Raw genomic sequence first — 14,104 nt, 5'->3', positions numbered from 1 at the left:
CTTATAAAAAAGCTACTCATAAAAACGCAAAAAGCGAAGCCGTAGCTTCGCTTTTTGTTGATCAATCACTTAACGAATTAAGCTTTTGATCCAGGCTTGAGCCCGTTAAACCGTCAGACTAAAAAGTCTTACAGTACAACGATTTCTTCAGCCTGTGGGCCTTTCTGGCCTTGAGTTACTTTGAACTCAACCTTTTGGCCTTCCAGCAGAGTTTTGAAACCGTTACCAACGATCGCAGAGAAGTGTGCGAATACGTCTGGGCCGCTTTCCTGCTCGATGAAACCAAAACCTTTAGATTCGTTGAACCATTTAACAGTGCCAGTAACTTTAGACATGATTAAATTCCTGTCATTCAAGAGTAATTTTGTTGCTTCGTCATTGAAGCGGTTTTTCTGGAAGTCGTGCTATTACTTATGGAAAACAGGACGAGGTACTTACTAAAGAGAAGACATCGAAATGGTGCATAAATACAGACTTGCTTTCAGACAAGGTCATTATACACAGTTAGTACCCTCTGTCTAAGGTTATTTTCCGGCATGAAAGTGCTCTGAATAACTGCTATAACGTATTGAATAATCAGGCTTTAGCCAGCCAAATAATCCATCAGGAGAGCGAACGTATGCAAAATATTAAAGGGGTAATCTTCGATTTGGATGGCACTCTGGTCTCTTCTGCACTGGACTTTAAATGGTTAAGGGAGCAGGTTGCCTGCCCTCCCGATGAGGACATTCTGGCTTTTACCGCAGCCCTTGATGATCCCTATCTGAAAGATCGGGCCCACAGCATTATTGAACAGCATGAGCTGGATGATGCCCATCAGGCTGACTGGATTCCCGGAGCCAAAGCGTTTGTCGAATCCCTTAACCGCCTCAACTATCCCATGGCGATAGTCACCCGCAACTTTCAGCAGGCGGCTCAGATCAAGATCCGCAACAACGCTATGCCGATCACCCGGGTTATCACCCGGGAAGAAGCTCCGGCAAAACCTGATCCGACTGCGCTCCTGCTGATCGCCAGCGAATGGCGACTAAAACCTGAGCAGGTGATGTATGTCGGCGACTTCCGTTACGACGTGGAAGCCGCCAACAATGCAGGTATGCACTCCTGCCTTTATGCACCGGACGAACTACCAGATTACGCCCACCAGGCAGATCTCGTGATCCGCCATTTTGATGAACTGACCGGGTTATTAAAGGCAGGCTAACCCTGTTCTCGGTTGCTGTGCTCAGTTAAACGCGTGGTTGAAGAAGCTTTCCAGCTTTTCAAACGGGATCACCTGAGTACCGTCATACAGATCCACGTGACCACAACCTTTCACCAACAGCAACTCTTTTGGCTGAGAAGCCAGCTCGTAAGCCTGCTCACTGAACTCCAGAGAGTGAGCCTGCTCACCTGCGATAAACAACAGTGGGCGCGGAGAGATGTGCTCAATATCGTTGAACGGGTAGAAATTCAGGAAGCGGGTGTTGCTGCTCAAGGTCGGATGCGTGGTCAGCGCAGGGCTTGAGCCCTTAGGTGTAAACTCACCTCGTGGCGTACGGTAGAAGTCATAAAATTCCTTAGCGATCGGATGGGAATCTTCATCGATCTCATGAGGGCAACCACCCGTGTATTGGGTTTCACCACCGGCGAACTCCACATCACGCTGAGCAGCAGCCTCAGCAATCATCTGCTGACGCATCTCTGCCGAGATCGAATTACCCAGACCGTTTCGGGTCGCACCGCCCATGTCATACATACTGATGGTGGCAACTGCCTTGATGCGCGGGTCGATTTTTGCGGCACTGATCAGGAAACCACCGCTGCCGCATACACCAATGCCACCGATCTGCTCTTTATTCACAAAAGGCTTGCTGCGCAGAAAGTCCACGGCAGCACTGAAACCTTCGGCGTACAGATCCGGTGCCACCAGATTGCGCGGTTCGCCAGCACTTTCACCCCAAAATGGCAGATCCAGCGCCAGGGTTACAAAACCTGCTTCCGCCATCTTAGTCGCATACAGATTAGCCGCCTGCTCTTTGACCGCCCCCATAGGATGACCAACCACCAGAGCGGCCGTCTCTTTTGAAGCCTCCAGATCTTTAGGGACAAACAAGTTGCCCGCAACCTGCATTTTGAACTGATTCTGAAAAGTTACTTTCTCAACCTGAACCAGATCGCTGATATAGAAGTTATCGGAACCGATAGACATAAAAAAACGTCTCCTGAAATAAAGCCATTGAGTTGCAACGAAGAAGTTGTGACGACTTCCTTCACTGCCGATGGATGCATTATTCCGGTGACAGGGAGTCTATCGTTATCAGAAAACGCTGGATTTATTGCCTGATCCTCTGGATCTTCAGGCGATAGCAAGCAAACAGGCAAGGATAGCGATAAGATAAAACTCAGTTAAAAGGCGGTCAGTGAGGCAAACAGAATGAGTGATTCGTTTCAGGTCAGTCCTGATATCCAGAGCATGTACGACGGAATGGCAAAGGTGATCAGCAGCCGCTGTGATAGAACCGGCGACTTTTCAACCGAACTGCCTGAGCTGGGACTTTTCAGACGGGATAACCTGACTCAGCCGGAGATCTGTCTGATCGAACCCAGCGTTGTCTTACTGGTCAGTGGTCGTAAGCAGATCAACCTCTCCGGTCAGGCATTTCCCTATAATACCAGCCGGTTTCTGATCACCTCACTGGACCTGCCCGCCAGCTCCCAGGTTGTGGAAGCCAGTGCAGAAGCTCCCTGTCTGGGTCTGATGCTAAGACTGGATCTTCGTCTGATTGCCGAGCTGATTGCCCAAGGCGCACCGGGGCAATCCAATAAAAGCCCGGCTGACAAAGGCGTTGGCATCTGGTTAAGCGATGTTTCCTCTCCCATCATCGACCCTTTCCGTCGTCTGCTGGATCTGTTGAACGAGCCTGAAGCCTTGGGTGCGCTGGCTCCTCTGATTATCCGGGAGATTCACTTTCGCCTGCTGCAAACCGATCAGGCAGCCCGTCTGCGCCAGATCGCATCCGTAGACAGTCAGGGACATCGTATCTCCAAAGCCATCGACTGGCTCAAAGTGCACTACAGTGAGCCCTTGCGGGTGGATGATCTGGCGGCACGGGTACAAATGAGCACGCCAACCTTTCACCATCACTTCCGTCAGCTGACCGGTATGAGCCCTTTGCAGTATCAGAAATGGATGCGATTAAATGAGGCAAAACGCCTGATGTTGAATGAACATCTGGATGCTTCCAGTGCTGCTTATCAGGTAGGTTACGAAAGCCCGTCACAGTTCAGCCGTGAATACAGCCGCCTGTTTGGTTCTCCGCCAAAGCGGGATATTGAGAATATGAAAAAGCAGCTGCAGGCCAGCGCTTAGCAGTTAGTTCTTAACAGGGATTTATTTTCGCCGGTAAGAGGTCTGGATGTCAGCGAGACGTTTGCCTTTGAAAGGGCGCGCCTTCCTCCTTCAAAGCCAGCAGCTCTTCCAATGTCAGTTCCCGCCATTGTCCCGGCTGCAACACAGGATCCAGCTTGAGTGAACCCAAGGAGCTGCGGTGCAGTTTCACCACCTCATTACGGAAGTGACCAAACATCCGCTTAACCTGATGATAACGCCCCTCGGTGAGCCAGACTCTGGCGTGATGATCATCCAGAATCTCAAGCCGGGCGGGACGCGTGGTAACCCCTTCGTAGTCAAACCAGATACCCTGCTCAAAAGCCTGTACATATTCCTCTGTCACCGGGCGCGCCAGCTCAACCTCATAGCACTTCTCCACCGATTTATCCGGCAGTGTCAGTGCAGTTGACCAGTCACCATCATTGGTCAAAAGAAGAAGCCCGGAAGTGTTCAGATCCAGTCGTCCGGCATAGTGCAGCTGATCTTTATGGGGATGGTCGATCAGATCGATAACAGTTTTGTGCTCCTCATGGGTGGCTGCTGTGACCACGCCTACCGGCTTATGCAGCATCAGATATAGCGGCCAGTTGTTCTGCAGCAGTTCGCCATCCAGCTCAATACGGCTGAAAAAATCGATCGGCTGACCGGTGCTTTTTGCCGGTTCACCGTCTACAAAAATCCGGTTCTGCGCCGCTAACAGGCGCACCTGCTTTTTGCTCACCGGTCGGGACGGATCACGCTCAAACAGGGTCTGACTGATAAAACGATCAAGACGGTTCTTTTTCGATTGGCTCATAGCTTTCAATCATCATCGGACATTCGGGCAATAAAAATGCCGGTTTGCTCAGCCCTGTCTTTGCAGACAGCACCAACAAACCGGCATCAGATCAGGGACAGATTAATCGTTTACACGACAATCTGACTCCTGCAATCAGCTATCCGTTAACAACTATCAGTTAACACCCTGACTTTTCAGGTAGTCATCGTAGGTGCCGTGGAAGTCCACAATACCCGTTGGTGTAATCTCGATAATACGGGTTGCCAGCGAGGATACGAACTCACGGTCGTGGGATACGAACAGCAGAGTGCCTTCGTAGTTTTCCAGCGCAAGGTTCAGAGACTCAATGGATTCCATATCCAGGTGGTTGGTCGGCTCATCCATCAGCAGGATATTCGGACGCTGCAGCATGATCTTACCGAACAGCATACGGCCCTGCTCACCACCGGAGATCACTTTAACGGACTTATCGATATCCTTCTGGGAGAACAACAAACGACCCAGGGTACCGCGAATCACCTGCTCGTCATCACCTTCCTGACCCCAGTCACCCATCCAGTCCAGCAGCGTTTTATCCGCTTCAAAGTCAGCGGCGTGATCCTGCGCGTAGTAGCCCAGCTTGTGGTTTTCAGACCACTTAACCGTACCTGCCGTTGGCTCCAGATCACCCACCAGACATTTCAGCAGCGTGGATTTACCGATACCGTTAGGACCAATAATCGCAATGCGCTCACCCACTTCAACCATCAGGTTCAGGCCGGAGAACAACTCTTCGTCAAAGCTTTTTGCCAGACCTTCAACTTCCAGCGCTAAGCGGTGCAGTTTCTTCTCCTGCTCGAAGCGGATAAATGGGTTCTGACGGCTTGATGGCTTGATATCTTCCAGCTGGATCTTGTCGATCTGCTTCGCACGGGACGTCGCCTGCTTGGACTTGGACGCGTTAGCGGAGAAACGACTCACAAAAGCTTTCAGATCTGCGATCTGAGCTTTCTTCTTAGCGTTATCCGCCAGCTGACGCTCACGTACCTGAGTTGCTGCCGTCATGTACTCATCATAAGTACCCGGGTACAGACGCAGCTCACCGTAGTCCAGATCCGCCATGTGCGTACACACAGAGTTCAGGAAGTGACGGTCGTGCGAGATGATGATCATGGTGCAGTTACGCTCGTTCAGAACGCCTTCCAACCAGCGGATGGTGTTGATATCCAGGTTGTTGGTTGGTTCGTCCAGCAGCATGATATCCGGATCAGAAAACAGCACCTGAGCCAGCAGCACTCGCAGTTTCCAGCCCGGAGCCACTTCGCTCATAGGGCCATAATGCTGCTCCATAGGAATACCCACACCCAGCAGAAGCTCACCCGCACGGGATTCAGCGGTATAGCCGTCCATCTCGGCAAACTCACCTTCCAGCTCACCGGCACGGATACCGTCTTCTTCGGTCATTTCAGCTTTGGCGTAGATCGCATCACGCTCTTCTTTAACCGCCCACAGCTCAGTGTTACCCATGATCACGGTATCCACCACGCTGTACTGCTCGTAAGCGAACTGATCCTGCTTCAGCTTACCGATGCGCTCGTTCGGGTCTTTGGAAACATTGCCCGCTGTTGGCTCAAGATCACCACCCAGAATTTTCATAAAAGTGGATTTACCGCAGCCATTGGCTCCGATCAGACCATAACGGTTTCCTTCACCAAATTTTACGGAAACGTTTTCAAACAGCGGCTTAGCGCCGAATTGCATGGTGATATTGGCAGTAGTCAGCAAGGTAATAACCTGAATCTGTTGATTAATTATTCGGCCGGGCGGAGAAACATCCCGTATGTCCGCTTCGGTAAAAGGCGCGTATTATGCCGCGTCTGCGTAGCAGGTGAAAGGGAATCACCAAAGATAAAATCAGCAAAGGGTAAAACAGGGAATACACCTGTCAGAATTGCGCGCAGAGATCACTATAAAAGATTCGTAAAACGAACAGATGACAGCTCAAAGAAGCTGAAAACGACGACAAGAGACGGCCAAAAAGAGCCGATCAAACCAAGAACGACCGTTAAAAAAGCAACACATACAAAACGGTTAACAGCCCCACCCTTGTCTGGAGCCTGCCAACGGCTATGCGAACTTTTTTCTCTTTTCTACTGCAACCTAACGACCAACAGAGCAACCAAAGCGGCCTGATCATTATGATTCTGGCCATGCTGCTGGTGCCCTCTGTAGATGTACTGGCCAAAATCCTGACTCAGTCCCTGAGCCCTGTGCAGGTCAGTTTTATCCGCACCCTGCTGCAAACCCTGCTGATTCTTCTCATTCTGGGACGCAGTTCGGCGGGCTTAAAATCCCTTTCAGGATTAACGTCCGAGCTAAAACTTCGCCTCGGGTTCGCCGGAATTCTGATCACCTCGGCCATCACGTTTATGATGTGGTCGCTGAAAGAGCTGCCAGTGGCTAATGCTATTGCCCTCTTCTTTATCGAACCCTTACTGCTGATGGTGCTGTCCGGACTGATTCTGAAGGAACGAACACCCTGGGTTCGTTATCTGGCGGCCATTGTCGGTCTGATCGGCGCTATGGTGGTGATTCGCCCTAACTGGCAACTGTATGGCTTCAGCGCCCTGCTGCCAATGCTGGCGGCCCTCTGCTACGCCCTGCACTTTATCGTGATCCGTAAATGTCGTGATCGACTGCAGCCTCTGCAGATTCAAGCGGGCACAGGTATCGCAGGGATTCTGTTCCTGAGTATTCTGCTGATCCTCGGTAGCCAGAATCAGGAAGCCGTGATGCAGTGGTACAGACTGGACAGCACTCACCTGCCGCTGCTGGCTTTATTGGGTACGGTTTCTGCCGCCAGTTATCTGATGATCAATGTGGCATTTCACCGCTCTGCCGCCAGTACTCTGGCACCCTTTCAGTATCTGGAGATTGTCAGCGCCACCCTGCTGGGTTTTCTCGTCTTCAGCGAATACCCCGACAGCCTGACCTTAGTCGGCACCGGCATCATTCTGGGCGCGGGCTTGTTTGTCATCGCCCACGAACAGAAATGTCAGACCGGACGTAAACCGGAACCGGAAAGTCCTCCTACGGAACTGGTGCCGTAAAGCGCTCCCGACTATGAAGATAAGAGCATAAACGCAAAAAGCCGCTTCTTCCGAAGCGGCTTTTTGCTTAAAGATGCATTCCTTTACCGATAGCCGGGCTATCTGCTGCTCAACAGCTTCCCCGGGATAAGCGCTTAGCCATCCATTACAGTATTCGGTAACCAAAGCACGATATCCGGGAACACCATGCAAAGAATCAGAACGAATACGTTGATCAGAACAAACGGCGTCACCGAACGGTAGATCTCGCCCATGCCGATGCCCGCCGGAGCGATACCCTTCAGATAGAAGAGCGCAAAGCCATAAGGCGGTGTCTGTACCGCAATCAGAATATTCAGGATCATGAGTACACCGAACCAGATAGGGTCATAACCCAGCGAAACTGCAATCGGCGTAAACAGTGGCGCACACATCAGAACGATAATGAACTCGTCGATGATAAAGCCCAGCAGCAGCATGATCAGCTGGAACATAATGATGATCATGATCGGCGGCATATCCAGACCATTGGTAAAGTCTGCCACCATATTCTGTACGCCCATCAACAGATGGAAGTTACTGAATATCGACGCACCAAAGATGATCCACATCGCCACACTAACCAAAGTACCGGTTTGCAGACCTGCGGCCCGGAACATATCCCACTTAAAGCGTTTAAACAGGATCGCCAGAATAATCGCGCCCATCACACCAATCGCACCGGATTCCGTTGGCGTGGCAATACCGGTAATGATGCTGCCCAGTACCGCCACGATCAGCAGCAGTGAGAAAAGGCCATCGCGGATCACACGGAAACGCTCACTGGGCGTATGGGGAACAAAGTCATCCTGATGCTCATCCAGCGGGGCTTTTTCCGGCTTCAGCCAGCAGCTGATCACCACATAAGCCATCAGACAGAACACCGTCAGCAGTGCCGGCATCATAGCGCCAAGGAACATACGACCTACGGAGTTCTGAGTAGAAGCCGCGAACATGATCATAGGGATACTTGGCGGAATCAGAATACCCAGACCACCACCGGCCATGATCACCCCCAGCGCCAGCTTACGATCGTAGCCACGATCCAGCATCGGCTTAAGGGCAATGGAACCCGAGGTCATAATACCCGCGCCGATAATGCCCACCATGGCACCAATCATGGAGCAAACACCGATCACACTGATCGCCAGAGAGCCGCGCACCTTACCTACAATCAGCTGACTGAAGTTGAACATGGCATCACCGATGCCGGACTTGGTCAGCAGCTGTCCCATGTAGATGTACAGAGGAATCGCCAGCAGAATAAAGCTGAAATAGGTCGACTCTATGGTTGAGGGGATAATATTGAACAGGCCATCGCCCCAAACCATATAGCCCACGCCCATGGCGATACCGCCCAGTGCCAGACCGACCTGAGCACCCAGTGCGAAGAAGAAGAAAATACAGACCAGCAGTACGCCGGTTAATGCTTCAATACCCAGATCCATTATTCACCCGCCTCTTCTTCAGCACTTTCTTTATCGTCTTTTACAATCAGCGGCTGACCAGCCAGCAGATAGTAAGCCTCAGCCAGCATGTCGCGACCCAGCTGAGCCACAAACAGACCTGCAGCAACCATCATCATGATCCAGAAATGGAACATAGGCGGTGCCCACTCACTCTGACGGCGGTAGTCGTATTCAATTGCTTCTTCAAACTTACCGAAGCACATCTGAATCACCAGAATCAGGAAGAAGATACCCAGCGCCCATGAAACCAGATTGAACACAGCGCGGGATTTTTTAGAGACGCGGAAATAGAGAATATCCACATTGATATGCGCCCGCTGTTGCTGTGCGTAGGCACCACCCAGCGCGGCAATGTAGCCGAAAAGAAACAGTGACAGATCAAACGCCCAAATAGTCGGGCTGTTTAACACGTAACGGGAGAACACCTCGAAGGCGACAACAAATGCCAGAACCGGCATCAGATAGGCTGCAGCTTTACCACACAAGCGGACAATCAGATCCACCAGCTGGCATAGGTTTCTGAGGAATGCAGTCATTATTATTTACCAAAAAAGAGGTTTACCTAACTGTAAATTTACCTAAAACGGGCATCCCTGAGATTGGCTTACCCAAAACAAGGCTTACCAAACCGTTTTTCCAAATCCGTAGGCTTACCTAATCAATCGGAGCACAGAGAGCGCCCTAAGGCGCTCTCCATCATGTAAGCGTTAAATCAGAACGTAGCATCCTTTGTGCCAGATGCTTGGCTCCTGCTTACATCTGCTCTTTGCGAAGAATATCGATCAACTGTTTGCTGTACTTATCCTTAGCAGCGTACTCGTCCCACAGACTTGCACCGGCATCAGCCCATGATTTCTTGTCTGCTGCACTTGGCTCAGGGCTCCATTTCAGGCCTTTAGCTTCCATCTGTTCAACCGCTTCAGATTCCCACTGACGGGACAGACGCAGCTGATCTTCCGCATGAATTTCAGTCGCTTTGCGAACCGCAGCTTTCAGGTCATCCGGCAGCTTCTTCCAGGCATTGCGGTTAACAACGATCGGCAGAACCTGTGCGCCGGCCAGAGGCAGACGGTACATGTATTTTGCCACTTCAACGTGGTTACCATCGCGGTGGTCGATCATGTTAGAACCGATAGAACCATCGATTACGCCAGTCGCCAGAGAGGTGTAGATCTCGCTCCATGCCAGAGAAACAGGAGACGCACCCAGATTACGCAGGAACTTACCGTAAGCACCCGGCGCACGTATCTTCAGGCCTTTGAAATCTTCAACGGAGTTGATCGGTTTTTTAGTCAGAATGTAAACCGGTGGTTGGATGTAGGGTTCCAGCCAAACCATACCCTGTGAACCATAAGCTTTGGTCAGTACCTCGCCAAAACCTTTTTCGTGGAACAGAGCCTGCAGCTCTTTAGGATCATCTGTACCGCCCGGCAGACCGATCTCAACCACGCCTGCAGGCAGCTCACCGGCGTGCATAGACTGGAAAGGAGCACCCATGGTGATCAGGCCGGACTTAACCGCACCCAGCAGACCGCTGGTGCCAACGCCTTCGCCAGAGTAAAGAACCTGAACCTTAATACGGCCGCCGGACTCTTTCTCGATGTTTTTCGCCAGGCTTTCGTACACTTCACCGAAAGCGGTACCACGGCTGTAAAGGTTGCTGAAGCGCCAGTTGTGCTCAGCTGCAGAAGCCTGCGTAATGCCTGTCACACCCAGTGTCAGAGCCAGTGCCGTTGCGGAAATTTTCTTTTTATAGCGACCCAATGCTTCAAGCATGGTCTTTTTAGAGGACGTATTTTTTAAAAACATTATCGTCTCACCTGATCTTTTATAGTTTTTTATTAAGTAGCCTTTTCGGCTTACCCCTTGCGCCGGCAGATCATCACAAAAGGCAATTCAGGGTTAAACCAACCAATATCTACCCAAAGGTTTGACTTTTTTTACGCAACAAACCACATAACCCTGCTAAGGTTGACCATGCGTTACCCTTTAAGGTGGAACTTTCCACTAATCGCTACTTCCTCTTGCTGCTTTATATGCACCCTTTTAGAGCAGCCAAGCATGATTATCGGGCAGAATCAGATGAGGCCTTCTATGAAAAAGCCATCTCTGGGTCAGATCAGTGACTATGAACTGAAGCAGCTCAAACTCTTCAAAACCGTGGTTGAAAGTGGCGGCTTTACCTCTGCCGCTGCGGAACTCAATATCAGCCGCCCTACCGTCAGTAACCATATCGCCAGCCTTGAAGCCCGACTGGGCATGCCCCTGTGCAAACGGGGACGCGGTGGTTTTCTGCTGACCGACGAAGGCGCTGTGGTGTATGAAGAAAGTAAGCAACTACTCGCTCAGCTGGATCAGTTCCGCAGCACCCTGAACAATCTGGGTGAAAGCCCGGCCGGTCAGCTGCGTATCGCCCTGAGCGACACCTACAGCACCGATGAGCGCTGTCGAATTCCGGAAGTGATGCGCGCCTACTGTAAAGCCGCACCCAAAGTGACCCTGAGCTTTGAAGTGGAGCACATGCGGGATATGGAGCGTCAGGTACTGAACGGTGATCTGGATATCGCCTTTATCCCCTACCACCGCAAACTGCAGGGGCTGAACTACATCCATCTGTTCAGCGATAACAACTATCTCTACTGCGCTAAGGATCACCCCTTCTATCACCTTGATGATGACGCCATCACCAACGAGATGATCTGCAGCGCCAAACTGGTGCACGCAGGGCTGCAACCCCATGAAGAGATCTACGACCAGCTGAGCGAGATGAATCTGGCGGGCAGCTCCTACCATTATGAATCCCGTATCGCGCTGGCACTGAGCGGCGAATTTATCTGCTTCCTGCCGGAGGAAGTTGCCCAACCCTACGTGGAAAAGGGCGAACTGAAAGCGATTGCCCAGCAGCACAAGCATTTCACACTGGGCGCAGCGGTGATCTACAAACAGATGAAAAAGCCAAATAGAGCAAAGACATTATTTTTGGAAACCATTTATCAGTACTTTGGTAACTCCACAGAGATACCGCCCTATTGATCAATCAGAGATCTGAAGGACCTTAACAAGATCTGTGCGGCCTTAACGCCCTGTTTTCAGGCCAAAACAGGATCTGAGAGAAGTCTTTTTTGCCCCTCAGCGAATACCCCGTCAGAGGTATTGTTTCAGAAAAACCAAACTAAACATTGGCGGCCCTCGATTGTTAGACCAAAGCCTAAACCCTAAAGTCGCAAACCTATGTCTGATACTCCGGTTAATCTTCAAAAGCCGGAGCTGTCGCAGCCTCAAGTACTAATAAAAAAACACCCCAGACCAGAAAAGAAACTCCCCTCCGCAGCCATGCCGGAGCAAGAGTTCATCTAAAAAACCAGGAGTAGAACAGGATGAATATCAACTTCTCGCTCAGACAGAAGCTGATTCTTATCGTTGCCGTCATTATCGTCGGCTTCGGCATTATGGGTATCTACAGCATCTCTGTGCTGGGCACCATGAACGATGCCTCCACCGAACAAAACCAGATCAATCAGGCCAGCACCGAGATCAGCCAGCTGCAGTCCCGACTGCTGATTCTTGAGAAACTGAAAGACCAGCCCAACCATCAGGCGCTGGCTCAGGCCACGCAAAACATCAAACAGCTGAAAGCCAGTTACGAAGCACCCTTAACCCGCGCCCGTGACAATCTGGCTGATACCGCCGCCCGTGGTCAGCTGGGAGAGATCCTGAATCTGATGCCCGGCTACCTGAACACGCTGGATGAAAGCATCGCATTAAGCCTTAAGCTTGAAGGCGAACAGGGTCTGATTAAAAAGCTGGATACCACCGCCAATGAAGTGGTTGAAAAACTGGGCATTCTGGACAGCTTCTCCAGCACTTTTAAAGAGATCCGCAATGCTGAAAAAGACTTCCTGATCAACTCCGATCAGGCCCATCAGCAGGCGGTTCTTGATCTGATTGAAAAGCTGCGCAGCGATATGCGCGCCTTTAACTTTGAAGATATGTTTGCCGAAGATGCCGACCGCTACGAGACCGCCTATCTGGCGATGGCAGTTGTGAAACTGAAGCAGGCAAAAGATGAAGCCAAACTGAGCCAGCTGCGTAACCAGCTGAACGATCAGATTCAGCAAGCAACTCACCGTCTGGTGGATATACTGGCAGAAGAAGCGCAGCAGAACGTACAGCAGACCCGTGACAGCGCCCGCAGCAGCCTGATTATCGGCAGCCTGTTACTGGTGGTGATCGCCACCGCCATTATCGGTTCGGTAGCCACCTCTATCTCCCGCAATATGCAGCGCGCCCTGAGTGCCCTGAACCAGATCGCTTCCGGCGACCTGACCACCCGTATGGTGAAAGGCTCTAACCCGAGCGATGAGTTTAATCAGCTGGCAGATGCCACCAACAGCATGTGCAGCCAGATTCATGATCTGGTCAGCCATATCAAAACCAGCACCCACAGCCTGAAACAGATCTCCGATGAGACCGATCACTCGCAGCAGAATATTCAGCAGAGCAGTGAAACCATCAGCCAGCGCAGTACTTCACTGGTTGCTGCGACCGAAGAGATCAGCGTTACCACCGAACAGATCGCCCAAAGCGGCCTGCAGGTAAGCGAAGCCACCCAAAGTGCCCACGACTCTGCGCTGGATGGCGCACAGGTGATCTCACAGGCGCTGGAATCTCTGCAGTCTGTAGCGGCCGCCTTTGAAAGCACCAGTCAATCCGTTGAGCAGCTGGGTGAGCAATCCAAAGAGATCGATACCGTTATCGAACTGATTCAGGGGGTTGCCGAACAGACCAACCTGCTGGCACTGAACGCCGCCATTGAAGCTGCCCGCGCCGGTGAAGCCGGTCGTGGTTTTGCCGTAGTTGCCGATGAAGTACGCACACTGGCAGAACAGACCGTAAACGCCACCGCCAGCATCACCGAGAAGATTGAACGTATTCAGCAGGGCACCCGGGATGTGGTGAACGCCATCAACCAGAGCCGCACTCAGGTTGAAACCGGTCGCCAGCTGAGTCAGAAAGCAGAAGATGCGATCCGTCATATCGAACAGCAAACCTCAGATGCCGCCGAACAGGCCAACGCTATCGGTCAGGCAATCCGTGAAGTTGCCCTTACCACAGGGGATATGGCGCAGAACATGGACAGCATCGCCGGTGAAATTCAGAACAACAATCAGGCCAACCGTCAGATCTCAGACAACACCCGCGCAACCTATCAGCGTGCGGAACAACTGGAAAAACTGACGGAAGCCTTTACTGTATAGAAAGCGAAAAAGGACAAAGGCGCTGTAGCCCACGTCTTTCGCGGGCTGCAGCGCCAGAGTTAGATAAGGCCGATCCGGGACAGAAGCGCTTAAAAGCAATTGTTCAGCCTTAACCAAAC

12 protein-coding genes are annotated in these 14,104 nt (G+C 51.4%); 5 read left to right on the top strand and 7 right to left on the bottom strand.

The annotated features are described in order from the left end of the window. Positions 1 to 128 precede the first annotated feature (128 nt). On the bottom strand, positions 129 to 335 hold the full coding sequence (locus BV405_RS00960) for a cold-shock protein (protein WP_078319808.1): 207 nt from the start codon (positions 333 to 335) through the stop codon (positions 129 to 131). 284 nt (positions 336 to 619) lie between these two features. Between BV405_RS00960 and BV405_RS00955 the strand changes: the two genes are divergently transcribed. Beyond that, a complete protein-coding gene (locus tag BV405_RS00955) occupies positions 620 to 1,204 on the top strand; it encodes an HAD family hydrolase (RefSeq protein ID WP_086478977.1) in 585 nt (194 codons plus the stop codon). Positions 1,205 to 1,225: 21 nt separating this feature from the next. Here BV405_RS00955 and BV405_RS00950 read toward each other — a convergent pair whose 3' ends face one another. Further along, positions 1,226 to 2,191 carry an alpha/beta hydrolase gene (locus BV405_RS00950; RefSeq protein ID WP_217895542.1) on the bottom strand — a complete coding sequence of 322 codons (966 nt, stop codon included), beginning with the start codon at positions 2,189 to 2,191 and terminating at the stop codon, positions 1,226 to 1,228. 225 nt (positions 2,192 to 2,416) lie between these two features. Here BV405_RS00950 and BV405_RS00945 point away from each other — a divergent pair, with 225 nt between their 5' ends. Next, positions 2,417 to 3,352: an AraC family transcriptional regulator gene (locus BV405_RS00945; protein WP_086478976.1), complete on the top strand. Its 936-nt coding sequence runs from the start codon at positions 2,417 to 2,419 to the stop codon at positions 3,350 to 3,352. 49 nt (positions 3,353 to 3,401) lie between these two features. Here BV405_RS00945 and BV405_RS00940 read toward each other — a convergent pair whose 3' ends face one another. Beyond that, a complete protein-coding gene (locus BV405_RS00940; protein WP_086478975.1) occupies positions 3,402 to 4,169 on the bottom strand; it encodes a pseudouridine synthase in 768 nt (255 codons plus the stop codon). Positions 4,170 to 4,325: 156 nt separating this feature from the next. Beyond that, positions 4,326 to 5,915, bottom strand: a complete 1,590-nt coding sequence (locus BV405_RS00935; RefSeq protein ID WP_086478974.1) for an ABC-F family ATPase — start codon at positions 5,913 to 5,915, stop codon at positions 4,326 to 4,328. Between the two features lie 344 nt (positions 5,916 to 6,259). On the opposite strand from BV405_RS00935, the gene BV405_RS00930 reads away from it, so the two are divergent. Further along, the gene (locus tag BV405_RS00930; protein ID WP_086478973.1) at positions 6,260 to 7,240 is read left to right on the top strand and encodes a DMT family transporter; all 981 of its coding nucleotides are present in this window, start codon (positions 6,260 to 6,262) and stop codon (positions 7,238 to 7,240) included. A gap of 134 nt (positions 7,241 to 7,374) precedes the next feature. Here the strand turns inward: BV405_RS00930 and BV405_RS00925 are convergent, their stop codons facing one another. The 3 genes from BV405_RS00925 to BV405_RS00915 all read right to left on the bottom strand — a co-directional run bounded on the left by BV405_RS00925 (position 7,375) and on the right by BV405_RS00915 (position 10,536). Beyond that, complete coding sequence (locus BV405_RS00925; RefSeq protein ID WP_086479481.1) at positions 7,375 to 8,700, bottom strand: TRAP transporter large permease; 1,326 nt, start codon at positions 8,698 to 8,700, stop codon at positions 7,375 to 7,377. Between the two features lie 5 nt (positions 8,701 to 8,705). After that, the gene (locus tag BV405_RS00920) at positions 8,706 to 9,263 is read right to left on the bottom strand and encodes a TRAP transporter small permease subunit (RefSeq protein ID WP_217895541.1); all 558 of its coding nucleotides are present in this window, start codon (positions 9,261 to 9,263) and stop codon (positions 8,706 to 8,708) included. A gap of 217 nt (positions 9,264 to 9,480) precedes the next feature. Further along, positions 9,481 to 10,536 (bottom strand): TRAP transporter substrate-binding protein, encoded by a 1,056-nt coding sequence (locus BV405_RS00915; protein ID WP_425435124.1) that lies wholly within the window; start codon positions 10,534 to 10,536, stop codon positions 9,481 to 9,483. Between the two features lie 285 nt (positions 10,537 to 10,821). Here BV405_RS00915 and BV405_RS00910 point away from each other — a divergent pair, with 285 nt between their 5' ends. Further along, complete coding sequence (locus BV405_RS00910; RefSeq protein WP_086479478.1) at positions 10,822 to 11,760, top strand: LysR family transcriptional regulator; 939 nt, start codon at positions 10,822 to 10,824, stop codon at positions 11,758 to 11,760. 344 nt (positions 11,761 to 12,104) lie between these two features. Continuing rightward, on the top strand, positions 12,105 to 13,985 hold the full coding sequence (locus BV405_RS00905) for a methyl-accepting chemotaxis protein (protein WP_086478972.1): 1,881 nt from the start codon (positions 12,105 to 12,107) through the stop codon (positions 13,983 to 13,985). The last annotated feature ends 119 nt before the right edge of the window (positions 13,986 to 14,104 follow it).

It is taken from the genome of Oceanospirillum sanctuarii, assembly GCF_002150805.1.
Taxonomy (GTDB): Bacteria; Pseudomonadota; Gammaproteobacteria; order Pseudomonadales; family Halomonadaceae; genus Oceanospirillum; species Oceanospirillum sanctuarii.
This window is presented reverse-complemented; position numbering and strand designations above follow the sequence as displayed.

Excerpts from the sequence above, each read along its gene's own strand:
- BV405_RS00930 (WP_086478973.1), top strand. The coding sequence starts at position 6,260 with ATGCGAACTTTTTTCTCTTTTCTACTGCAACCTAACGACCAACAGAGC.
- BV405_RS00910 (WP_086479478.1), top strand. The coding sequence starts at position 10,822 with ATGAAAAAGCCATCTCTGGGTCAGATCAGTGACTATGAACTGAAGCAG.
- BV405_RS00950 (WP_217895542.1), bottom strand. The coding sequence starts at position 2,191 with ATGTCTATCGGTTCCGATAACTTCTATATCAGCGATCTGGTTCAGGTT.
- BV405_RS00960 (WP_078319808.1), bottom strand. The coding sequence starts at position 335 with ATGTCTAAAGTTACTGGCACTGTTAAATGGTTCAACGAATCTAAAGGT.
- BV405_RS00940 (WP_086478975.1), bottom strand. The coding sequence starts at position 4,169 with ATGAGCCAATCGAAAAAGAACCGTCTTGATCGTTTTATCAGTCAGACC.
- BV405_RS00905 (WP_086478972.1), top strand. The coding sequence starts at position 12,105 with ATGAATATCAACTTCTCGCTCAGACAGAAGCTGATTCTTATCGTTGCC.
- BV405_RS00920 (WP_217895541.1), bottom strand. The coding sequence starts at position 9,263 with ATGACTGCATTCCTCAGAAACCTATGCCAGCTGGTGGATCTGATTGTC.
- BV405_RS00945 (WP_086478976.1), top strand. The coding sequence starts at position 2,417 with ATGAGTGATTCGTTTCAGGTCAGTCCTGATATCCAGAGCATGTACGAC.
- BV405_RS00955 (WP_086478977.1), top strand. The coding sequence starts at position 620 with ATGCAAAATATTAAAGGGGTAATCTTCGATTTGGATGGCACTCTGGTC.
- BV405_RS00915 (WP_425435124.1), bottom strand. The coding sequence starts at position 10,536 with ATGTTTTTAAAAAATACGTCCTCTAAAAAGACCATGCTTGAAGCATTG.